This is a genomic window from Modestobacter sp. SYSU DS0904 (assembly GCF_054051115.1).
Window position 1 is genome coordinate 128,511 of the sequence record NZ_JBJHAQ010000006.1, and the last position, 20,674, is coordinate 149,184.

At 76.1% G+C, this 20,674-nt stretch carries 25 protein-coding genes; 10 read left to right on the forward strand and 15 right to left on the reverse strand.

All coding sequences use genetic code 11. The annotated features are described in order from the left end of the window. Nucleotides 1–105 precede the first annotated feature (105 nt). From ACI79U_RS06265 to ACI79U_RS06280, 4 genes are read left to right on the forward strand one after another with little or no spacing between them, the layout of a single operon-like run. Complete coding sequence (locus ACI79U_RS06265; RefSeq protein WP_457072614.1) at nt 106–759, forward strand: glycosyltransferase family 2 protein; 654 nt, start codon at nt 106–108, stop codon at nt 757–759. After that, nucleotides 756–1,418 (forward strand): TIGR04282 family arsenosugar biosynthesis glycosyltransferase, encoded by a 663-nt coding sequence (locus ACI79U_RS06270; protein WP_457066000.1) that lies wholly within the window; start codon nt 756–758, stop codon nt 1,416–1,418. The genes ACI79U_RS06265 and ACI79U_RS06270 overlap by 4 nt, the downstream gene beginning before the upstream one ends. After that, complete coding sequence (locus ACI79U_RS06275) at nt 1,415–2,653, forward strand: molybdopterin-dependent oxidoreductase (RefSeq protein ID WP_457065998.1); 1,239 nt, start codon at nt 1,415–1,417, stop codon at nt 2,651–2,653. Before ACI79U_RS06270 ends, ACI79U_RS06275 begins: the two co-directional genes overlap by 4 nt. Then, nucleotides 2,650–3,183 (forward strand): hypothetical protein, encoded by a 534-nt coding sequence (locus tag ACI79U_RS06280; protein ID WP_457065996.1) that lies wholly within the window; start codon nt 2,650–2,652, stop codon nt 3,181–3,183. The genes ACI79U_RS06275 and ACI79U_RS06280 overlap by 4 nt, the downstream gene beginning before the upstream one ends. A gap of 74 nt (nt 3,184–3,257) precedes the next feature. Here ACI79U_RS06280 and ACI79U_RS06285 read toward each other — a convergent pair whose 3' ends face one another. The 3 genes from ACI79U_RS06285 to ACI79U_RS06295 all read right to left on the reverse strand — a co-directional run bounded on the left by ACI79U_RS06285 (nt 3,258) and on the right by ACI79U_RS06295 (nt 5,915). Next, complete coding sequence (locus ACI79U_RS06285) at nt 3,258–4,574, reverse strand: hypothetical protein (protein WP_457065994.1); 1,317 nt, start codon at nt 4,572–4,574, stop codon at nt 3,258–3,260. Next, nucleotides 4,571–5,281 carry an ABC transporter ATP-binding protein gene (locus ACI79U_RS06290; RefSeq protein WP_457065992.1) on the reverse strand — a complete coding sequence of 237 codons (711 nt, stop codon included), beginning with the start codon at nt 5,279–5,281 and terminating at the stop codon, nt 4,571–4,573. The genes ACI79U_RS06285 and ACI79U_RS06290 overlap by 4 nt, the downstream gene beginning before the upstream one ends. A gap of 118 nt (nt 5,282–5,399) precedes the next feature. Beyond that, nucleotides 5,400–5,915: a putative immunity protein gene (locus ACI79U_RS06295; protein WP_457065990.1), complete on the reverse strand. Its 516-nt coding sequence runs from the start codon at nt 5,913–5,915 to the stop codon at nt 5,400–5,402. A 125-nt stretch (nt 5,916–6,040) separates the two neighbouring features. Here ACI79U_RS06295 and ACI79U_RS06300 point away from each other — a divergent pair, with 125 nt between their 5' ends. Both ACI79U_RS06300 and ACI79U_RS06305 read left to right on the forward strand, forming a co-directional pair. Further along, nucleotides 6,041–6,505: a DUF2243 domain-containing protein gene (locus ACI79U_RS06300; RefSeq protein WP_457065988.1), complete on the forward strand. Its 465-nt coding sequence runs from the start codon at nt 6,041–6,043 to the stop codon at nt 6,503–6,505. A gap of 24 nt (nt 6,506–6,529) precedes the next feature. Further along, on the forward strand, nt 6,530–7,279 hold the full coding sequence (locus ACI79U_RS06305) for a cytochrome c oxidase assembly protein (protein WP_457065986.1): 750 nt from the start codon (nt 6,530–6,532) through the stop codon (nt 7,277–7,279). Here ACI79U_RS06305 and ACI79U_RS06310 read toward each other — a convergent pair. From ACI79U_RS06310 to dapE, 4 genes are read right to left on the reverse strand one after another with little or no spacing between them, the layout of a single operon-like run. Then, a complete protein-coding gene (locus ACI79U_RS06310; RefSeq protein WP_457065984.1) occupies nt 7,255–7,731 on the reverse strand; it encodes an SRPBCC family protein in 477 nt (158 codons plus the stop codon). The genes ACI79U_RS06305 and ACI79U_RS06310 overlap by 25 nt on opposite strands. Next, the gene (locus ACI79U_RS06315) at nt 7,724–8,095 is read right to left on the reverse strand and encodes a DivIVA domain-containing protein (RefSeq protein WP_457065982.1); all 372 of its coding nucleotides are present in this window, start codon (nt 8,093–8,095) and stop codon (nt 7,724–7,726) included. The genes ACI79U_RS06310 and ACI79U_RS06315 overlap by 8 nt, the downstream gene beginning before the upstream one ends. Nucleotides 8,096–8,097: 2 nt before the next feature. Then, complete coding sequence (locus ACI79U_RS06320) at nt 8,098–8,913, reverse strand: LOG family protein (protein ID WP_457065980.1); 816 nt, start codon at nt 8,911–8,913, stop codon at nt 8,098–8,100. Then, entirely contained in the window at nt 8,910–10,028 is a 1,119-nt protein-coding gene (gene dapE / locus ACI79U_RS06325) for a succinyl-diaminopimelate desuccinylase (protein ID WP_457065978.1), read from the reverse strand. The genes ACI79U_RS06320 and dapE overlap by 4 nt, the downstream gene beginning before the upstream one ends. A 41-nt stretch (nt 10,029–10,069) precedes the next feature. Here dapE and dapD point away from each other — a divergent pair, with 41 nt between their 5' ends. Both dapD and ACI79U_RS06335 read left to right on the forward strand, forming a co-directional pair. Then, nucleotides 10,070–11,053: a 2,3,4,5-tetrahydropyridine-2,6-dicarboxylate N-succinyltransferase gene (gene dapD, locus ACI79U_RS06330; protein ID WP_457065976.1), complete on the forward strand. Its 984-nt coding sequence runs from the start codon at nt 10,070–10,072 to the stop codon at nt 11,051–11,053. 265 nt (nt 11,054–11,318) lie between these two features. Continuing rightward, nucleotides 11,319–12,104, forward strand: a complete 786-nt coding sequence (locus tag ACI79U_RS06335) for a hypothetical protein (RefSeq protein WP_457065974.1) — start codon at nt 11,319–11,321, stop codon at nt 12,102–12,104. Nucleotides 12,105–12,108: 4 nt separating this feature from the next. On the opposite strand, the gene ACI79U_RS06340 is transcribed toward ACI79U_RS06335, so the two are convergent. Both ACI79U_RS06340 and ACI79U_RS06345 read right to left on the reverse strand, forming a co-directional pair. Further along, nucleotides 12,109–12,567, reverse strand: a complete 459-nt coding sequence (locus tag ACI79U_RS06340; protein ID WP_457065972.1) for an anthrone oxygenase family protein — start codon at nt 12,565–12,567, stop codon at nt 12,109–12,111. Nucleotides 12,568–12,571: 4 nt separating this feature from the next. Continuing rightward, on the reverse strand, nt 12,572–13,426 hold the full coding sequence (locus ACI79U_RS06345; protein ID WP_457065970.1) for an NAD-dependent epimerase/dehydratase family protein: 855 nt from the start codon (nt 13,424–13,426) through the stop codon (nt 12,572–12,574). A gap of 81 nt (nt 13,427–13,507) precedes the next feature. Here ACI79U_RS06345 and ACI79U_RS06350 point away from each other — a divergent pair, with 81 nt between their 5' ends. Continuing rightward, nucleotides 13,508–14,440 carry a cupin domain-containing protein gene (locus tag ACI79U_RS06350; RefSeq protein ID WP_457065968.1) on the forward strand — a complete coding sequence of 311 codons (933 nt, stop codon included), beginning with the start codon at nt 13,508–13,510 and terminating at the stop codon, nt 14,438–14,440. Nucleotide 14,441: 1 nt separating this feature from the next. On the opposite strand, the gene dapC is transcribed toward ACI79U_RS06350, so the two are convergent. Both dapC and fdxA read right to left on the reverse strand, forming a co-directional pair. Next, on the reverse strand, nt 14,442–15,569 hold the full coding sequence (gene dapC, locus ACI79U_RS06355; protein ID WP_457072618.1) for a succinyldiaminopimelate transaminase: 1,128 nt from the start codon (nt 15,567–15,569) through the stop codon (nt 14,442–14,444). After that, a complete protein-coding gene (gene fdxA, locus ACI79U_RS06360) occupies nt 15,566–15,892 on the reverse strand; it encodes a ferredoxin (protein WP_457065966.1) in 327 nt (108 codons plus the stop codon). Before fdxA ends, dapC begins: the two co-directional genes overlap by 4 nt. 173 nt (nt 15,893–16,065) lie before the next feature. On the opposite strand from fdxA, the gene ACI79U_RS06365 reads away from it, so the two are divergent. Beyond that, complete coding sequence (locus tag ACI79U_RS06365) at nt 16,066–16,818, forward strand: GNAT family N-acetyltransferase (RefSeq protein WP_457065964.1); 753 nt, start codon at nt 16,066–16,068, stop codon at nt 16,816–16,818. Here ACI79U_RS06365 and ACI79U_RS06370 read toward each other — a convergent pair. The 4 genes from ACI79U_RS06370 to ACI79U_RS06385 form a co-directional block, all read right to left on the reverse strand. Continuing rightward, nucleotides 16,775–17,200, reverse strand: a complete 426-nt coding sequence (locus ACI79U_RS06370; protein ID WP_457065962.1) for a hypothetical protein — start codon at nt 17,198–17,200, stop codon at nt 16,775–16,777. The genes ACI79U_RS06365 and ACI79U_RS06370 overlap by 44 nt on opposite strands. Then, a complete protein-coding gene (mshB, locus tag ACI79U_RS06375) occupies nt 17,197–18,093 on the reverse strand; it encodes an N-acetyl-1-D-myo-inositol-2-amino-2-deoxy-alpha-D-glucopyranoside deacetylase (RefSeq protein WP_457065960.1) in 897 nt (298 codons plus the stop codon). The genes ACI79U_RS06370 and mshB overlap by 4 nt, the downstream gene beginning before the upstream one ends. A 199-nt stretch (nt 18,094–18,292) precedes the next feature. Beyond that, on the reverse strand, nt 18,293–19,354 hold the full coding sequence (locus tag ACI79U_RS06380; RefSeq protein ID WP_457065958.1) for an ABC transporter ATP-binding protein: 1,062 nt from the start codon (nt 19,352–19,354) through the stop codon (nt 18,293–18,295). Then, entirely contained in the window at nt 19,351–20,673 is a 1,323-nt protein-coding gene (locus ACI79U_RS06385) for an ABC transporter ATP-binding protein (RefSeq protein WP_457065956.1), read from the reverse strand. The genes ACI79U_RS06380 and ACI79U_RS06385 overlap by 4 nt, the downstream gene beginning before the upstream one ends. Nucleotide 20,674 lies beyond the last annotated feature (1 nt).

Consider the following 20,674-nt stretch of genomic DNA (forward strand, 5'->3'; position numbering starts at 1 on the left):
CCGCGTTCTCGCCGAAGTGGCCACTTCGGCGAGACGGGCGCATCCGATCGGTGGTCCACGACCGAAGAGCAGGCGATGATCGTGGAACCCGGCTACCGTCCGTCCGTGCCGGACGTCGTCTTCCCCTGCCTCGACGAAGCCGGGGCGCTGCCCGCGGTGCTCACCCGGCTGCCCGCCGGCTACCGCGCGATCGTCGCCGACAACGGCTCGACCGACGGATCGGCGCAGATCGCCGCCGACCACGGCGCGACCGTCGTCTCCGTGCCGCAGCGGGGCTTCGGCGCGGCCGCGCACGCCGGACTGGAGGCGGCCACCGCCGACGTCGTCTGCTTCTGCGACGCCGACGCCTCGATGGACCCCGCCGACCTGCCGCGGGTCGCCGGCCCGGTGCTGGCCGGCGAGGCCGACCTGGTGCTCGGCCGCCGCCGCCCCACGCACCGCAGCGCCTGGCCGCTGCACGCCCGGGTCGCCAACACCGCGCTGAGCGTGATGCTGCGCCGCCGCACCGGGCTCGCGCTGCACGACCTCGGCCCGATGCGCGCCGGACGACGGGAGGCGCTGCTCGCGCTGGGCATCACCGACCGCCGGTTCGGCTACCCGCTGGAGATGGTCACCAAGGCGGCGGACGCCGGGTGGCGGATCGTCGAGGTCGACGTCGACTACGCCCCGCGGGCCGAGGGGACGAAGTCGAAGGTCACCGGGACCGCACTCGGCACGCTGCGCACGATCCGGGACATGCGGGAGGTGCTGGCGCGATGAGCGCGACCCAGCTGCTGGTGATCACCAAGGCCCCGGTGCCCGGCCGGAGCAAGACCCGGCTCACCCCGCCCTGCACGCCGGAGCAGGCGGCCGCCATCGCCTCGGCGGCCGTCGGCGACACCCTCGACGTGGTGCGGGCGGCGGCGGTGCAGCGCCGGGTGGTGGCCCTGGACGGCGCGCCCGGCGACCTGGACCTGTCCGGCTGCGTCGTCGTCCCGCAGGTCGACGGCGACCTGGGCACCCGGCTGGCGCACGCCTTCACCGACGCGATGGCCGGGCCCGACGGCGCGCTGCCCACCCTGCTGATCGGGATGGACACCCCGCAGGTGACGCCGGAGCTGCTCGCCGACTGCCTGACCCGGCTGGTCGAGGGCGGACCGGGGACGGCGGTGCTCGGCGTCGCGCCGGACGGCGGCTGGTGGGCGCTCGGGCTGCACTCCCCCGACGGCGCGCAGGTGCTGCCCGCCGTGCCGATGTCCCGGGAGGACACCGCGGTGCTCACCCGCGCCGCACTGGAGGGCGCCGGGCTGACCGTGCTGGACCTGCCGGTGCTCACCGACATCGACCACTTCCCCGACGCCGTCGCGGTGGCTGCCCGGTGCCCCTCGGACAGCCGGACCCGGCGCATCGTGGACGGGGTGGCGGCAGGGCTGCCGTGACCGCACCCCTCGACCGGCTGCTCGGCGCTCGGTTGCCCGCCCCGCCGGACGGCCTGCGCCGCGGCCCGTTCCGGCGCGGTGCGTTCGCCAGCCCGCTGCACTCCGAGCGCCGCTCCGCCCGGGTCGGGGTGTGGCTGGGCGCGGCCTTCGGAGTCTGCTTCGGCACCGGGCTGGTCAGCCACCTCATCCAGGAGCCGCCCGGCTGGTTCGTCTGGCCGGCCGGGCCGGTGTGGCTGTACGGGGTCACCCAGGGCGTGCACGTCACCGTCGGGCTCACCGCGATCCCGCTGCTGCTGGTGAAGCTCTGGACGGTCTACCCGAAGCTGTTCGAGTGGCCGCCGGCCGGTTCGCCGTCCCGGGTGGTCAGCCGGCTGTCGATCCTGGTGCTGGTGGGCGCGACCACGTTCCAGCTGGTCACCGGCCTGGTCAACACCGCGCAGTGGTACCCGTGGGGCTTCTTCTTCCCCGACACCCACTACTGGACCGGCTGGATCGCCGTCGGCGCGGTGGCCGTCCACGTCGGCGCGAAGGCCCCGCAGATCCGCCGCGGGCTGGCCCGCCGCGGATCGCCCGGCGCCGTCGCCGGCCTCGCCCCCGCGCAGGCCGCGGAGCTCACCGCCGACGACGAGGCGGCCGAGCACCAGGCGGTCTCCCGGCGGGCGTTCGTGCTCGCCGCCGGCGCGGGCGCCGGGGCGGTCACGCTGACCATGGCCGGGCAGACGTTCTCCCCGCTGGCCGACGTCTCCGTGCTCGCTCCCCGCCACCCCGGCGTCGGGCCGCAGGACCTGCCGGTGCGGCAGACCGCGGAGCGGGCCGGGGTGACCGGGACCGCCGTCGACCCGGCCTACCGGCTCACCGTCGCGGGCCCCGACCCGCTCGAGCTCACGCTGGCCGACCTGCAGGCCTTCCGGCAGCACACCGTCGACCTGCCGATCACCTGCGTGGAGGGCTGGAGCGCGGGCGGCACCTGGACCGGGGTGCGGCTGGCCGACCTGCTGGCCGAGGCCGGGCTGCCCCGGGACACCGAGGTCGTCGTCGAGTCGCTGCAGCCCGGCGGGCTGTACCGGACCTCGGTGGTGGCGCCACCGCACGCGCGCAGCCCGCTCACCCTGCTCGCCCTGCAGCTGCAGGGTGAGCCGCTGGACCTCGACCACGGCTACCCGGTGCGGCTGATCGGGCCGAACCGGCCCGGGGTGATGCAGACCAAGTGGGTCACGGCGGTGCGGCCGGCATGAGCCTGGAACGGGAGAGCAGCCGGGAGCGCGACCCGCGGGCCGCGGAGCTGGTCCCGGCCGACCCGTACGCCGCGGACCCCGACCGGCCGCTGACCTCGGCGCTGCGGCCGTGGTGGCGCTGGCTGTTCGTCGTGCCCGGGCTGGCCGCGGTGCTGTGGGGCGGCTGGAACCTGGTCACCGCCGGCTCGCGGATTCCGCTGGGTTCGTGGGCCACCTGGTTCGTCGGCAGCGCCCTGCTGCACGACCTGGTGATCGCGCCGGTCTGGATCGGGCTCGGGTGGCTCGCCGCCCGGCTCCTGCCCGCGCCGGCCCGGCCACCGGTCGTCGTCGCGGCGGTGGTGAGCGGGGTGCTCACCCTGGTGACGCTGCCGTTCCTGCTCACCCCCGGCGCGAGCCCGGCCAACCCGTCGTTCCTGCCCCGGGAGTACGGCCGCAACCTGCTGCTGATCGTGGTCGCGGTCTGGCTGGTCGCCGCGGTCTGGACGGTGGTCGCCGTGCGACGGGCCCGCCGGACGACGACTTCCTCGTGATCACCACGGGCTGAGCGCGGTCATCCCGGCGGGGAGGCAGCGTTGAGCCCGAGGTGATCACCGGCCCGGCGTGCTCAGCCGAGGGAGCGGGCTGCCCGGTCGACCATCCGGCGGCTGGCCGCGGTGCCGGCCAGCACCAGCGCGCAGCCGACGACGACGGAACCGGCGAACAGCACCAGCCCGACCGGCTCCTGGGCGAGCGAGTCGGCGAACGGGGTGATCATCAGCAGCGCGGTGAGCGAGGCCCCGCCCACGCACACCGCCAGCGGCAGGGCGGTCTCCCGCATCCGGGCGGCGTGCAGCGTCCCCACCTCGGTGCCGGCCAGGTGCAGCGCCCGGTACTCGGCGGCGGAGTCCAGCGCCCGACCGGCCTGGGTGACCCCGGTGGAGACCGCGGCCAGCAGCGCGGCGATCACCAGGGTCACCGCCGTCCCGGTGGCGATGTCGATGCCCAGGTGGTCCTCCCCTTCCGCGGTGGCGGCCATCGCCGGGCTGAGGCTGAGCAGCCCGGCCACGAAGGCGATCAGGGCGACCCCGCCGACGCTGCGCCAGGCCGCCTTCGGGTCGTCGATCAGCCGCCGCGCGGCCAGCAGGGTGGGCACGCTGTGCGCCCGGCGGACGGCGACCCGGCCGACCACCGTCACCAGCCACGGCCCGACCAGGGTGAACACCCACATCGCCCCGGCCAGGCTGCCCAGCAGCAGGGCGAGGACGACCACGAGCTCGGCCTGGACCATCCCGTTGGCGGTGGCCACGAACACCCCGCCGAGCACCACCAGCGGCACCAGCCGGGTCCAGGACAGCCCCTTCGGCGGCAGCCGGCGGGCCACCCCCAGCGGGGTGATCGCCACCCGCCGCAGCGCGGCGAGCGCGGAGGCCAGCGCCACCAGCGGGACGGCCGGCAGGGCGAGCGCCGCCCAGCTGCCCACCCACAGCTCGGCGACGTCGAAGGTGCGCCCCTGGAAGGGCAGCAGCGCGACCAGCGGCAGCGTCACGCCGTAGAGCACCGCGCCGAGCAGCGCCCCGGCCACCGCCTGGGTCAGCGCCTCGGCCACCGCCATCGCCGACACCTGACCGGTGGTCGCCCCGGCCAGCCGCAGCGCGGCCATCCGGGCGTTGCGCCGGGCGACCGCCAGCCGGGCCGCCGCCCCGCCCAGGGTCACCAGCGGCACCAGGATCAGCGCGGCCGCGGTCAGCGACAGCACCACGTAGATCTCGCCGATGCCCTCGCCCTGCCCCTCGGCGCGCTCGACGAAGGCCCGCACCCCGCCGAGGGTCGTCAGCAGCGCCCAGGTCACCGCGGTGAACGCGAGCACCGCCAGCCCGGTGGTCAACCGGTCCCCGCCCTGCCTCCGGGCCAGCCCCGCCCACAGCCGCAGCGCGGCGATCACCGCGGCACCCCGCCCGCGACCGGGGTGGTGCGCCGGTCGTCGACCAGCCGGCCGTCGGCCATGGTCACCACCCGGTCGCAGCCGGCGGCCACCCGGTCGTCGTGGGTGACGACGACGAGCGCGGCACCCGCGGCCGAGGTCGCGGTGACCAGCAGCCGCAGCACCTCCTGACCGGTGGCGGCGTCCAGGGCGCCGGTCGGCTCGTCGGCGAACACCACGCCGGGTTCGCCCACCAGCGCGCGGGCGATCGCCACCCGCTGCCCCTGCCCACCGGAGAGCTCCCCGGGCCGGCGCTGCTCCAGCCCGGCCAGCCCGAGCCGGCCCAGCCACTCCGCCGCCCGGGCGGTGGCCAACCGGCGGCCGGCGCCGGCGAGCATCAGCGGCAACGCCGCGTTCTCCACCGCCGGCAGCTCCGGCAGCAGCTGCCCGGACTGGAAGACGAAGCCGAAGTCGGTGCGGCGCAGCGCGGTGCGCCGGGCATCGGAGAGCCGGGCGAGGTCCTGCCCACGCCAGGTCACCGACCCCGAGGTGGGCCGCACGATGCCCGCCAGCACGTGCAGCAGCGTCGTCTTGCCCGAGCCCGACGGGCCCATCACCGCCAGCGAGCCGGAGCCGACGTCGAGGTCGACGCCGGCGAGGGCGTGCGCCGCGGTCGGGCCGGCGCCGTAGGTCATCCGGACGTCGCGGGCGGAGAGCACTGCTGTCATGCCCTGATCGTCGGGTGGCCGGGCCCCCGGCCGCGTCGCCCCGGGGGTGGATCCCCACGGCCCCGGGTCCACCGGCGGTCGTACGACCGCCGGGAGGCGGGCCCCGGGCCGCGCCCCGTCAGCAGTCGAACACCGACCAGCAGATGTCGTTGCGCACTCGCTGGTCGTCGAGGACGAGCGCCCGGATCGCCGCCGGGAGCTGGTCCCGCTGCCACCGGCACTCGGCTCGCCCGGCGAGCTCCCCCGCCCCCTCCGGTGCGGCCGCACGCACCGCCTTGATCGCGTAGGCGGCAGCGCCGAGGTCGTGCGCGGCGACGTGAGCGACGGCTCCGGCCTGACCGGCGGCGTAGGCGGCATGGCGTGCGGCCCCGCGAAGCTCCCGGGCCGCGCCCATGGCATGACCGCCCGCCGCGCGCGCCTGCATCATCGGGAGCTCACCCCGCACCCAGGCGCGGGCTGCGGCGATCGCCGCGCGCGGCCGGGGGTCCCCGGGCCGGGCCGACTCGAAGAGCGGGAGGACGTGCTCGGCGCACGAGGCCGCCCAGAGCGCGAGGAGCTGGTGGTCCGGGTCGGTGAGGGTGCCGCCACGGCGGATCGTCACGAGCCGGGGGTCCCGGACCTCGGGCAGGATCACGGTGGCGCCCCTCTCGTCCGGCAGCGACACGTCGGGTGTGGGGGTCAGTGGACCACCGCGAGCGTTTCCCCCGCGAGGTGGCCGGGCAGCGAGAGGCGACCGCCGACGCCCGCCGAGGGAGCACCGTGACCGAGCCCGCCGCCGACTCCCGCGACCGCCGCCGGCTCCGGTGGGCCGGCCTGCTGTTCGGCGTCGGCGCGATGGGCGCGATCGACGAGATCGTCTTCCACCAGCTGCTGCGCTGGCACCACTTCTACGACCGGGCCGGCGGCGACGCGGCGCTGGTCTCCGACGGCCTGCTGCACGCCGTCACGTGGTCGGTCACCGTCGCCGGGCTGGCGCTGCTGGCCGATGTCCGCCGGCGGCGCGCCTTCGCGCCGCGCACCTGGTGGGGCGCGGTGCTCGTCGGCGCCGGGGCCTTCCAGACCTTCGACGGCGTCATCGACCACAAGGTGCTGCGGGTGCACCAGGTCCGTTACGGCGTCGACCTGCTGGCCTACGACATCGCCTGGATCGGCGCGGGCGTCCTCCTGCTGGCCGCCGGTCTGGTGCTGCTGTCGCGCGAGCGCACCCCCGTGGCCGGCCGGTGAGCGCCGCCCCGTGAGGAGCCCCCGGTGAGCGGCGCCGTCCTCGCCGTCCTGGCCCTGCTGGCGCTGGGCTACGTGCTGGCCGCGGTCGACCAGCGCTGGTCACCGCTGCGGACGGCGAGCTGGCTGGCCGGGCTGGCCGTGGCGGCGGCCGGGCTGACCGGTCCGCTGGCCGCGGCGCACGGCGACCTGCGGGCGCACCTGGCCGCCCACCTGCTGGCCGGGATGGTGGCGCCGCTGCTGCTGGTGCTGGCCGCCCCGGTCACCCTGCTGCTGCGCGCGCTCCCGGTCGGCCGGGCCCGGGTGGTGAGCCGGCTGCTGCGCTCGGCGCCGGCCCGGGTGCTCGGCGACCCGTTCGTGGCCACCGCGGTCAACGTGGGCGGGCTGTGGGTGCTGCACGGCAGCGGGCTGCTCGGCACCGTCGTCCACTCCCCCGGCTGGCACCTGCTGGTCTCGGTGCACGTGCTGCTGACCGGCTGGCTCGCCACCGCCGCCGTCCTCGCCGTCGACCCGGCACCGCACCGCCGCGGGGTGGTCGCCCGCGCCGTGGCGCTGGGCGCCGGGATGGCCGGGCACGACGTGCTGGCCAAGTGGCTGTACGCCCACCCGCCGGCCGGCGTGACGCACGCGGAGGCCGGCGCGCGGCTGCTCTACGACGGCGGCACCGTCGTGCACGTGGTCATCGCCGCGCTGCTCTGGCGGCAGTGGTACCGCAGCCGGAACGCGGTCCGGGACGCCGAGCAGGCGGCCGGTCAGCGCCCGTGGGCGCGGGCGTAGGCGGCGAAGCGGCGCAGCGAGACCCGGTAGGCGGCGGCGATCACCGGGCGCGCCAGCGGCCAGCCGGCCCGGCCGAGCGCGCCCAGCGGCAGGTCGATCTCCTCGGTCCAGACGAACGTCGAACCGCCCTCGCCGCGGGGCAGCACCTCGAAGGTGCCGGTGCCGCGCACCACCTTGCCGGTGTGCCGGACGTCGACCCGCCGCGGCGCCTCCCAGCGGGTGACCAGCATCGTGTCGAGCACGCCGAGCCGGCGGCCGCCGCGCAGCCCGAACGGCAGCCGGACGCCGGTGACCGCGGCGATCCGCCCGCCCACGCCCTGCGCGCCGGAGTCCTCGTCCGGCTCGACGTCGGTGAGCAGCATCCACTCGCCCTGGCGGTTCCAGTCGACCAGCGCGGCGAAGACCTGCTCCGGCGGTGCGTCGACGTCGATCTGCTCGACCAGTTCAGGCACCGGTGCGCTCCTCGTGTTCGGTGGTGGGGTCTTCGGCGGGGACGGCTTCCCCGGCGTCCGGGTCGTCGCGGCGGGCCGCGTCGGCGCGGAGCGCGGCGATCTCCTCGTCGCGCTCGTCCAGTGCCTGGGCCAGCTGCTCCAGCAGCCAGTCGACCTCGCTCATCCGGTAGCCGCGCACCGTGACCGACATCCGCAGCGCGCGCACGTCGTCGGCGGCCACCGGGCGGTCGTCGGGCAGCTCGACCGGGGAGCGCCCGGGGTCGGCCGGCGGCTGGGTCTCCCCCCGGCCCAGCAGCAGCGAGGCGCCGAGGAACAGCAGCCCACCGACGACCAGCAGGCCGACGACGAAGACGACCGCGGACACGGTCAGTCGTCGACCGGGGCCGGCGGCGGGGCGTCGGCGACCGGGTCGCGTTCCCGCTCGGCCTCGGCCGCGGAGATGATCGCCACGGCCTCGGCGACGTCGTCGGTGACGTGCAGCAGCTCGAGGTCCTTCGGGCCCACCGTGCCGGCCTCGGCCATCGTGGTGCGGATCCAGTCCAGCAGCCCGGACCAGTACTGCGAGCCGAACAGGATCACCGGGAAGCGGGTGACCTTGCGGGTCTGCACCAGGGTGAGCGCCTCGAACAGCTCGTCGAGGGTGCCGAAGCCGCCGGGGAGGATCACGAAGGCCTGCGCGTACTTGACGAACATCGTCTTGCGCACGAAGAAGTAGCGGAAGCTGATGCCGACGTCGACCCACTCGTTGAGGTCCTGCTCGAACGGCAGCTCGATGCCCAGGCCGATCGACAGGCCGCCGGCGTCGCAGGCGCCCTTGTTCGCCGCCTCCATCGCGCCCGGGCCGCCGCCGGTGATCACCGCGTAACCGGCCTCGGCGAGCGCGGCGCCCAGCTGCACCCCGGTCTCGTAGTACGGGGAGTCGCGCGGGGTGCGCGCGCTGCCGAACACGCTGACGGCGCGCGGCAGCTCGGCGAGCAGGCCGAAGCCCTCGACGAACTCGCTCTGGATCCGCAGCACCCGCCACGGGTCGGTGTGCACCCAGTCGCTGGGGCCGCCCCGGTCCAGCAGCCGCTGGTCGGTGGTCGAGCCCTCGGTCTGCGAGTCGGGCTCACCACCGCGCAGGGTGATCGGGCCCCGGTGCCGGGTGGGGCGCGGCCGGCGGCCGTTCTCGGTCGAGCTCATGCGTCGCTCCCGCTGAGGTAGGCGATCAGGGCGTCCTCGGCCGGCTGCAGCCGGTCGATGCGCGTGTACTCCCCGACCTGGTGGGCGAGGTTGGGGTCTCCGGGTCCGTAGTTGACCGCGGGGATGCCGAAGGCGGCGAACCGGGCCACGTCGGTCCAGCCGAGCTTGGCCCGGGGCGGCTGCCCGACGGCCGCGACGAAGTCTGCCGCCGCGGGCTCGCCGAGCCCGGGCAGCGCGCCGCCGGAGGAGTCGGTGACCTCGTACGTCACCCCGGCGGCCAGCGCGTCGGCGAACACCTCGCGCACGTGCGCCTCGGCGGCGTCCTCGTCGCGGTCGGGGGCGTAGCGGAAGTTCACCGTCACCCGGCACTCGTCGGGGACGACGTTGCCGGCGACACCGCCCTCGATCCGCACCGCGTTGAGCCCCTCCCGGTACTGCAGGCCGTCGATCTCCACCTGCCGCGCCTGGTACCCGGCCAGCGTCGCGAGGATGCCCGCGGCGCCGTGGACGGCGTTGACGCCCAACCAGGACCGGGCGCTGTGCGCGCGCGTGCCGGGGACGGTGAGGACGACGCGCAGCGTGCCCTGGCAGCCGCCCTCGACGACGCCGTCGGTGGGCTCGAGCAGGATCGCCAGGTCGCCGTAGAGCCAGCCGCGCCGCTCGCGGGCCACCCGGCCCAGCCCGTTGCGGGTCGCCTCGATCTCCTCGCAGTCGTAGAAGACGAAGGTGAGGTCGCGGGCCGGCCGGGCGCCGGGCACGCCGAAGCGGGCGGCCAGCCGCAGCATCACCGCGTCACCGGCCTTCATGTCGCTCGTGCCGCAGCCGTAGAGCCGCTCCTCGCCGTCGACGGTCTCGATCCGGCTGGGCAGGTTGTCGGCGATCGGCACGGTGTCCAGGTGCCCGGCGAGCACGATCCGGGTGGGCAGGTCGAGGTTGGTGCGGGCCAGCACGGTGTTGCCGACCCGCTCGACCTCCAGCCCACCCAGCTCGCGCAGCGCCGCCTCGACCGCGTCGGCCAGCGGCTGCTCCGCCCCGGAGACCGACGGGGTGTCCACCAGCGCCCGGGTGAGGGTCAGCACGTCGGCGGTCAGGTCCAGCGGGACGGGATCGGTCACGGGCCGAGCGTAGTGATCGCGGCTGGGTAGCCTGGTTCGCCGTGACGACACCTGCAGAGACCACGGGCGCCAACGGCGTCGGCATCGCCACCCTCAGCGCCGACGGCACCGTGCTCGACGTCTGGTACCCGGCCCCCTCGCTGAGCTCCGCCGACCAGGGCGGCAGCGGCACCCAGCAGCTGGGCGTGCTGGAGCTGGAGGGCCTGCTGGGCCCGGACTTCTCCGGGCTGGTCCGCTCCGACGAGGTGCGCGGGGTGGCGTCGGTCGCCGTGGCGACCACCATCGCCGACCTCACCGAGCCCCCGGCCGACGCCTACGACGCGTGGCTCCGGCTGCACCTGCTGTCGCACCGGCTCGTCCGGCCGCACGGGGCCAACCTGGACGGGGTCTTCGGCCTGCTGGCCAACGTGGCGTGGACCAGTGCCGGCCCGGTGCTCGCCACCGAGCTGGACGCCGCCCGGGCCCGGATCCGCGCCGCCCACGGGCAGCTGACCGTCTTCGGGGTGGACAAGTTCCCCCGGATGGTCGACTACGTCGTCCCCTCGGGCGTGCGGATCGCCGACGCCGACCGGGTGCGGCTGGGTGCTCACCTGGCCGAGGGCACCACGGTGATGCACGAGGGCTTCGTCAACTTCAACGCCGGCACCCTCGGGCCGTCGATGGTGGAGGGCCGGATCAGCGCGGGCGTCGTGGTGGGGCGGGACTCCGACGTCGGTGGCGGCGCCTCGATCATGGGCACGCTGTCCGGCGGCGGGAAGCAGGTCATCTCCATCGGCGAGGGCTGCCTGCTGGGCGCCAACGCCGGCATCGGCATCTCCCTCGGCGACCGCTGCGTGGTCGAGGCCGGCTGCTACGTCACCGCGGGCGTCAAGATCACCCTGCCCGACGGCTCGACGGTGAAGGCCGCGGAGCTCTCCGGCCGCGACGGGCTGCTGTTCCGCCGCAACTCGGTGACCGGAGCGCTGGAGGCCACCCCGCGCGACGGCGACTGGGGCTCGCTCAACGCCGCACTGCACGCAAACTGAGGCTGTCCCGGCCCGTCGGCCCGGCTGCAGGGGCCCGCGCCGAGCGGAGCGAGGTGCGGGGGGCAGCCGGGTCCTTTATCTAGCATCGGCGGCGATGGCGAGCTCCCCGGGTACGGCGCGGCGGGCCCCGGCCCGGTCGGGGCGTCCCCCGGCCCGGACGGGGCGTCCCCCGGCCCGGTCGGGGCGTCCCCCGGCCCGGCCGCCGGCGCGCCCCACCCGCCGCGCGCCGTCGCGGAGGCGCCCCCGGCGGCGGCCCGTCGGTCCGGTGGTGCTGGCGCTGGTGGCGCTGCTGATCGGCGGGCTGGCGGTCTGGCAGTCCGGGGACGAGAGTGCACCGGTGGCCAGCGGGACCTGCACGGTGACCGGGTCGGACGTCACCGTGACCACCGAGCAGGCGGCCCACGCCGCCACGATCGCGGCGGTCGCCCGCTCCCGGGGGCTCCCCACCCGGGCGACGGTGATCGCCCTGGCCACCGCCCAGCAGGAGTCGCGGCTGCGCAACCTGGACTACGGCGATCGCGACTCCCTCGGCCTGTTCCAGCAGCGACCGTCCCAGGGGTGGGGCAGCCCCGAGCAGGTGCAGGAACCGGTGTACGCCGCCGGGAAGTTCTTCGACGGCCTGGTCCGGGTGCCCGGCTGGGAGACCGGTGACCTCACCACCGTGGCTGACGCCGTCCAGCGCAGCGCCTTTCCGCTCGCCTACCGACAGTGGACCGGGATGGCCGAGAGCCTGGGCGCTGCTCTGACGGCGGACGAACCTGGCCGGTTGTCGTGCAACTACGCGCCGACCGCCACCGACGCCCCGATGGACCAGCGCGTCGCCGCCGTGGCCGACACCGTCCGCCGCGAGGCCGGCCCGGCCGAGCTCGGGGTCGGCGCCCTCACCGTGCCCGGCCAGGGGTGGCCGGCCGCGCACTGGGCGGTGGCCTCGGCCGAACGGCTGCAGGTGACCCGGGTGGCGCTGGACGGCTGGCGGTGGACGCTGGCCGACGGCTGGGCCGAGGCCCCGGGGACCGGCGGGCGGCCGCTGCGCCTGGAACTGGCGAGCTGATGCCTCAGCCGGCGGCCCCCACGGCGATCAACGCCGCGGCGACCGTCGCGGCCAGCGCCCGGACGGTGTTCCAGCCGGTCCACCGGCGCACCCAGCCCGGCCATCGTTCCCCGGCCGCGGCCGATCCGGCGTCCAGCCGGGCCAACGCCTCGTTGAGCGGGACGTTCCCGGCCACCGTCACCCCGACGACGCCGACCAGGTAGACCACCGCCCCCGCGCCCACCGCCGGCCGCCCGTCCCCGACCAGCTCCCGCACCCCGCTGACCAGGCACAGCGCGGCGGTGCCGAACAGCAGCGTGAGGAAGGCCGGGCGCAGCGCCGTCCGGTTCACCGACTGCATCGCCGCCACCCCGGCCGCCGAGGGCAGCGCCGCGAGCGCGGGCAGCACCATCAGGCTGAACACCGCGAACGCGCCCGCGACCAGGCCGGCGCCGAGGGCGGTCAGCCCGGGCAGCAGCTCCACCGGGTCAGGCCGGGACCGTCGCCGTGCGGTGCCCGTGCGCGGCCGGGTGCAGGTGCGCGGCGATGCCGGCCGGCTCCCGCCCGAGCACGCGGCGCACGCCGTCGGTGGTCGCGGTGTTGCGCCCGTCGAGCACCTCGGTGAACAGGTGGCGCATCAGCGCGCGGACGTCGTCCGGCACCCCGGCCGCGGCCAGCCCGGCGAGGTGCTCCTCGACCGGCTCGGTGCGGAAGCGGGCGGGCCGGCCGGTCGCCGCCGCCACCTCGGCCACCGCCTCGGCGAAGGTGAGCGCCCGCGGCCCGGTCAGCTCGTGCACCCGCCCCGCGTGCCCGTCGCCCAGCAGCGCGGCGGCCGCCACCTCGGCGATGTCGTCGGCGTCCAGGAACGGCTCCCGCACCCCGGCCACCGGCAGGGCGAGCTCGCCGGCGGCCATCGCCGGGGCGAACGCGCCCTCGGTGAAGTTCTGCGCGAACCAGCTGCAGCGGAGCACCGTCCAGTCCATCCCGCCGGCGTCCGCGGCGGCGGCCACCAGCTGCTCGGCGGCCTGCGCGCCCGGCTCACCGCGGCCGGACAACAGCACCACCCGCCGGGCCCCGGCGTCGGCGGCCCGGCCGGTGAACGCGGCCAGGGTCTCCCCCGAGCCGGGCACTGCCAGGTCGGGGGCGTAGGCCAGGTACACCGCCTCGACCCCGGCCACGGCGGCGTCCCAGCCGCCGGGGTCGGCCCAGTCCAGCCGGCGTGCACCGCCCCGGCTCGCCGGCACCGCCCGGTGCCCGGCCGCCCGCAGGCGTGCGGTCACGCGGCTGCCGGTGGTCCCGGTACCGCCCGTCACGAGGATCGTCGTCATGCCCTGGGTCGTCATGCCCCGAGTACAACGGCGGACCGATGGACGGGCCATCGTCAGGACTCCCCTGCGCATACGCCGGCGTCTACGGTCCCGGGCATGGACGCCGTCTCCGCGCTGCTGACCGCGCCGCGCGCGCAGGAGGCCTTCCTGCTGCGCTCGGTGCTGCGGGCGCCCTGGGCGCTGCAGGTCGCCGACGAGGCACCGTTGACCGCGCTGGCGGTGCTGGCCGGGTCGGCCTGGGTGCTCGACGCCGACGGCGGGGCCACCCGGGTCGACGCCGGTGACGTCGTCCTGCTGCGCGGGCCGCGGCCGTACACGATCGCCGACGACCCGGGCACCCGCGCCCAGGTCGTCGTCGGCCCCGGTCAGGAGTGCTCGCCGGTGCCCGGCAGCGGCGGGGGGATGGCCGTGCTCGGGGTGCGCACCTGGGGCAACGACGCCGCCGGCGAGACCGTCCTGCTGACCGGCACCTACCCCGATCCCGGGGAGGTGGGCCGGCGGCTGGTGCGGGCGCTGCCGGAGCTCGCCGTCGTCCCCCGGGACGCGGGCACCGGCGCACTGGTCGGGCTGCTGGCCGACGAGCTGGCCCGGGAGGCACCGGGGCAGACCGCGGTGCTGGACCGGCTCCTGGACGTCACGCTGGTCTCCGCGCTGCGCGCCTGGTTCGACCGGCCCGGCGCCCAGGCGCCCGGCTGGTACTCGGCGCACGCCGACCCGGTGGTCGGCCCGGCGCTGACCCTGCTGCACGACGAGCCGGCCCGGCCGTGGACGGTCGACTCGCTGGCCACGACGGTCGGGGTGGCCCGGGCCACCCTCGCGCGCCGGTTCACCACGCTGGTCGGCGAGCCACCGATGGCCTACCTGACCGGCTGGCGGATCGCGCTGGCCACGGACCTGCTGCGCGACCCCGACCTCACGCTGGCCGCGATCGCCCGCCGGGTCGGCTACGCGACGCCGTTCGCGCTGAGCACCGCGGTGAAGCGGTCCACCGGGCGGAGCCCCGCCGCCCACCGGGCCGCGGCGGGCTGAGCTAGCGGGTCAGCCGCTGCACGGCGGCGTCGATGCGCTCGTCGCTGGCGGTGAGCGCCATCCGCACGTGCAGGGCGCCGGCCGGCCCGTAGAAGGAGCCGGGCGCGGCGACGATGCCCAGACCGGCCAGCCAGTCGATCGTCGTCCAGCAGTCCTCGTCGCGGGTGACCCACAGGTAGAGGCCGGCCTCGGAGTGGTCGATCCGCGCACCGGCGGCCCGGACCGCGGCCACCAGCCGCTCCCGGCGCGACCGGTAGCGCTCCCGCTGGACCGCGACGTGCGCGTCGTCGGCGAGCGCGGCGGCCATCGCCGCCTGCACCGGCGCGGGCACCAGCAGGCCGAGGTGACGGCGGACCTCCCACACCCGGCGGACCAGCGCCGGGTCACCGGAGAGCAGCCCGCCCCGGTAGCCCGCGGCCGTCGACTGCTTCGACAGCGAGTGCACCGCCAGCAGCCCGGTGTGGTCGGCACCGGCGACCGCCGGGTGCAGCACCGACCGCGGGGCGACGTCCCAGCCCAGCTCGATGTAGCACTCGTCGGCCACCACCGGCACGCCGTGCTCGCGTCCCCAGGCGATCCAGGCGCGCAGCTCGTCGTCGCCGAGCACCCGGCCGTGCGGGTTGCCCGGTGAGTTCAGCCAGACCAGCACCACCGACCCGGACGCGGCGTCACCGGCGGCCGGCGGGGTGTCGGTCCGGACGACGTCCAGCCCGGCGACCACGCCACCCACCTCGTAGGTCGGGTAGGCGACCTCGGGGACCAGCACCGTGCCGGCGTGCAGCCCGAGCATGGTGGGCAGCAGCGCCACCAGTTCCTTGGACCCGACGGTGGGGATCACCGACGGGTCGGTGCCCAGCGGGTCGGCCAGCTCCACGCCGAGCCGGCGGGCGAGCCAGCCGGCGGCCGCACGCCGCAGCTCGGCCGTGCCCAGCGCGGTCGGGTAGCCGGGTGCGTTCCCGGCCGCGGCCAGCGCCTGGGTGAGCACGGCGGGGGTGTCGTCGACCGGCGTCCCGATGGACAGGTCGACGACGCCCCCGGCGTGCTCAGCGGCGCGGGCGCGGGCCGCGGCCAGCGAGTCCCACGGGAAGTCCGGCAGCTGTGGCCGGCCGGCGGGCCCGGTGGTGCTCAGGAACCCTCGCCCTGCGGGGGCAGGGCGGCGACCAGCGGGTGGTCCTTGGGGATCTTGCCGGTCTTGGCCGCGCCGCCGGGGCTGCCCAGGTCGGAGAAGAACTCCACGTTGGCGTTGTAGAAGTCCTTCCACTTGTCCGGGACGTCGTCCTCGTAGTAGATGGCCTCCACCGGGCAGACGGGCTCGCAGGCACCGCAGTCGACGCACTCGTCGGGGTGGATGTAGAGCATCCGCTCGCCCTCGTAGATGCAGTCCACCGGACACTCGTCGATGCACGCCTTGTCGAGGACATCAACACAGGCCTGGGTGATGACGTAGGTCACGGGTCTCCTCCGGGACGTGCGGGGGCGGCGACCCCAGGACTGACCAGGGGCGCAGCGGTACGCCTTCAAGTATCACCCGACACCCCCGGCGGCAGCGCGACGGGTGGTCGACCCGCCCTCCGGCGGGTGACCCGGCGACGCGCCCGCGGGGGCCACCACGCAGGATCTCCGGCATGGGACAGAGACGCGCACCCCTCGGCGTCGTCGACCTGGAGCGGGTCGCCGCCCGGGGCTGGCGGGCCCTGGAGGAGCAGCCGCTGGGCGACTGGCTGCTGCGGGCCGGCGGCGGCTTCACCGGCCGCGCCAACTCCGCGCTGGTCGTCGGCGACCCGGGCATGCCGCTGCCGGAGGCGGTCGACGCCGTCGGCCGCTGGTACGCCGAGCGGGGCCTCGCGCCGTGCGCGCAGCTGCCCGGGGTGCAGGCGCGGGCCGCCGACGCGGCGTTCGCCGCCGCCGGCTGGTCCCGCGACGAGGACGTGCACGTGCTCACCGCCCCGCTGACCACCCCGCCGGCCCCGGACGTGGTGGTCGACCTCTCCCCCACCCCCGACGACGCGTGGCTGGCCGGCTACCGGCACCGCGGGCGCGCCCTGCCGCCGACCGCGCGGGAGGTGCTGGTCAACGCCGAGCAGGTGGCGTTCGCCTCGGTGCGGCTGGAGCCCGAGCCCGCCCCGCTGGCCGCGGTGGGCCGCGGGGCCCTCGTCGACGGGTGGCTGGGCGTCAGCGCGGTGACAGTGGCCGAGGCGCACCGGCGGCAGGGGCTGGCGACCGCGGTGATGGGCGCGCTGCAGCGCTGGGCCGCGGAGCGCGGCGCCCACTCGGTGTACCTCCAGGTGACCACCAGCAACACCGCGGCGCGGGCGCTCTACCGCCGGGCGGGCTTCATCGAGCACCACCGGTACGCCTACCGGCGGCTCCCGGGCTGAGCGCCGGCCGGGGCGGGCTCCCCAGGGCCTGCCCCACGGCGAAGGCGGCGGAGATGACGCCGAACAGCAGGAACGCCAGGTTGACCGCGGTGGTGACCGCGTCGCCGCCGGGCAGCAGCAGGTCGCCCTCCGGGCGGGGGTTCGATGCGGCCAGCACGACCACCAGCCACGCCAGCGCCGGCAGCACGCCCACCAGCCGCGAGCCGGACAGCTCGAGGGCCGCCCGGCCCAGCAGCACGTTGCCGACGACGGCGGCCACGATCGAGATCGGCACCGGGATGCCGCCCGGCCGCCAGGGCAGCCAGAAGACCTCCACGAGCGCGAGCCAGCCGGAGACGGCGACGGCGACGACCGCCCAGCCCAGCAGCCGCAGCGCGCTCATCCGGGGAGCCCGGCGAACAGGTCGTCCTCCCAGCCCTGCGGGCCGGAGCCGGCCGGGCCGCGGACGCCGCGGACCAGCCGGTAGTGCTCGGTGGCCAGCACCTGTTGCCCCAGGTTGTTCGACAGCGCGAAGAACGGGCCGTCGACGGTCATCTGGGTGCGGTGCGCGCGCATCGCGGCGTCCTTGCGGGCGGCGTACGTGGATGCGTCGACCACGGTGGTGACGACGTCGTCCGGGACCACGAACGGCACCTCGTCGAGGTCGCCCAGCGACTCGAAGGGCGAGGCCTCCCCCAGCGCGGCCATCGCCTCGATCCCCTGCTGCACCACCGAGCGGGGCATCGCGTTCCAGTAGACCTTCGCCACCGTCCACGCCGGGCCGAGGTCGGGCCGGTGGGTGGGGTCGGCGGCGGCGTCGACGGCCGCCATCGCCACCCGGTGGGCCTGGATGTGGTCGGGGTGGCCGTAGCCGCCGAACTCGTCGTAGGTGACCAGCACCTGCGGGCGGACCTCCCGGACGACGGCGACGGCGGCGTCGACGGCCTCGGCGAGGTCGGCCCGCCAGAAGGCCCGCGGCGCGTCGTTGGCGGGGGTGCCCATCATCCCGGAGTCGCGGTACCGGCCCGCACCGCCGAGGAAGCGCCAGTCGGTGACCCCCAGGGCGCTCATCGCGGCGGCCAGCTCGCCGATCCGGTACCCGCCGAGCTGGTCGGCCTGGTCGGCGGCGAGCTGGGCGAGCTCGGGCACCAGCACCTCGCCCTCCTCACCGAGGGTGCAGGTGAGCAGGGTGACCTGGATCCCCGCGGCGACGCAGGCAGCCATGGTGGCGCCGTTGTTGATCGTCTCGTCGTCGGGGTGGGCGTGCACGAGCAGCAGGCGACGATCAGCGGTCACCCGGACATCTTCCCGGGCAGGCGCGACGTCCGGGTACGCACCCCAGGCAAGAGGCGCGCCGCGGAGGAGACGACGCGAGCGGAGCGAGCTGTCGGGGCAAGGCGCGGGGCCGGAGGACTCCCGCCTTGCCCCGACGCAACGGCTCAGCGCATGTGCGGCAGGGCACCTGGCCGCGGTGCGATCCGGGAGGATCGCAGTGTCACAGCACCGACTTGACCTCGGCGTAGTGGCAGGCGTTGAGGTGGCCGGTGCCCCGCTCCTCGAGCGGCGGGTCGACGTCGATGCACTGCTGCCGCTGGGCGTCGGTGAGGACGTTGGCGAACTTCCAGCAGCGGGTGCGGAAGCGGCAGCCCGAGGGCGGGTTCGCCGGGCTGGGGACGTCGCCGGTGATGATGATCCGCTGGCGTTGCCGCTCGCGGCGCGGGTCGGGCAGCGGGATCGCCGAGAGCAGCGCCTGGGTGTACGGGTGCGCCGGACGGGTGAACAGGTCCTCCTGGTCGGCGACCTCGATGATCCGGCCCAGGTACATGACCGCGACCCGGTCGGAGATGTGCCGCACCACCGACAGGTCGTGGGCGATGAACAGGTAGCTGAGGCCCATCTCGTTCTTGAGGTCCTCGAGCAGGTTGATCACACCGGCCTGGATGGAGACGTCGAGCGCGGAGACCGGCTCGTCGAGCACGAGCACCTTCGGCTGCAGCGCCAGCGCCCGGGCGATGCCGATGCGCTGCCGCTGCCCGCCGGAGAACTCCGCCGGGTACCGGTTGGTGTGCTCGGGGTTGAGCCCGACGGTCTCGACCAGCTCGCGCACCCGGGCGCGAAGCTCGGTGTCGTCCTTGGTGAGTCCGTGGATGATCAGCGGCTCGGCGACGATGTCGAAGACCGGCAGCCGCGGGTTCAGCGACGCGTACGGGTCCTGGAACACCAGCTGGATGTCCCGGCGCAGCGGCCGCATCGCCGCGCGGTCCAGGCCGACGAGCTCCCGGCCCTGGAACACCACCGAGCCAGCGGTGGCCGGCTGGAGGTTGAGGATGGCCCGCCCGGTGGTCGACTTCCCGCACCCGGACTCGCCGACCAGGCCGAGCACCTCGCCCGGGTACAGGTCCAGGTCGATGCCGTCGACGGCGCGGACCGCCCCGACGGTGCGCTTGATCAGCCCGCCGCCCTTGATCGGGAAGTGCTTCTCCAGCCCGCGGACCTTCAGGATCGGTTCGCGGGTGGCCGCGCCCCCGTCGGGTCGCTCGGTCGTGGGGGCGCTCATGCCCGTCCTCCGTCGTTGCCACCGCGGTCGCTGACCACGCTGCCGGTGTCGCTGCCCGCGCGCGGGGCGCCGGGTTCGGTCTGGTCGCCGGGCGGGGTGCCCCGGTCGCCGGCACCGCCCGCGCCGTCGGGGGTCGCGGCGTCGGCCGTCGCGGGCCCGCCGGTCAGGACGGTGTCCTCCGACGACCGGTCGAAGACCTCCGCGGCGCGGCCGTGCGCCGCGGCGACCTGCTCGGTGCGGATGCAGGCGGCGTCGTGGCCCGGTGAGACCTGCAGCAGCGGCGGCTCGGCCTCGTCGCACTCCGCGATGTGCAGCGGGCAGCGCGGCGCGAACGGGCAGCCCGGCGGCATGCTCACCAGGGACGGCGGGGAGCCGACGATCGGGGTCAGCCGTTCACGGGTGCTGGCGTCCAGCCGGGGCAGCGAGCCGAGCAGCCCGAGGGTGTAGGGCATCCGCGGCTCGTAGTAGATCTCCTCGACGCCGCCGATCTCGACCGGCCGGCCGGCGTACATGACCAGCACCCGGTCGGCGATCCCGGCGACGACGCCGAGGTCGTGGGTGATCATCACCATCGCGGCGCCGGTCTCCTGCAGCGCCGTCTGCAGCACCTCGAGGATCTGCGCCTGCACGGTGACGTCGAGGGCCGTCGTCGGCTCGTCGGCGATGATCACCTCGGGCTGGTTGGCCATCGCGATGGCGATGACCACGCGCTGCCGCATGCCGCCGGAGAACTCGTGCGGGTAGGACCGCACCCGGTCGCGGGCGTTGGGGATGCCGACGAGCTCCAGCAGGTCGACGGCGCGTGATTCGGCGGCCTTCGACGACAGCGACTTGTCGTGGATGCGCAGCGTCTCCTCGATCTGCGCGCCGACCTTGTAGACCGGGTCCAGCGACGTCATCGGGTCCTGGAAGATCATCGACACGCCCTTGCCGCGGACGCGCGACATGCTGCGGTCGTTCTGCCCGAGCAGCTCCTGGCCGCGGTACCTGACCGAGCCGGTCACCCGGGCGGAGGCAGGCAGCAGGCCCATCACCGCCAGCGACGTGACCGACTTGCCCGAGCCGGACTCGCCGACGATGCCGAGCACCTCACCGGAGCGCAGCGTGTAGTCGACGCCGCGGACGGCGTGCACCAGGCCGTCCTCGGTGGGGAACCGGACGTTGAGGTCGACGACCTCCAGCAGCGGGGCGGAGGGGTCGATGCCGGCGCCGGCGTCTGAGGCGCGGTGGTCGTTGAGGCTGCCCAGCGAGGTCGCGCCGGCGGGGGTGGACCCCACCGGCGTGTAGCCAGGAGAAGTAGACAAGGAGCGCTCCGTCATC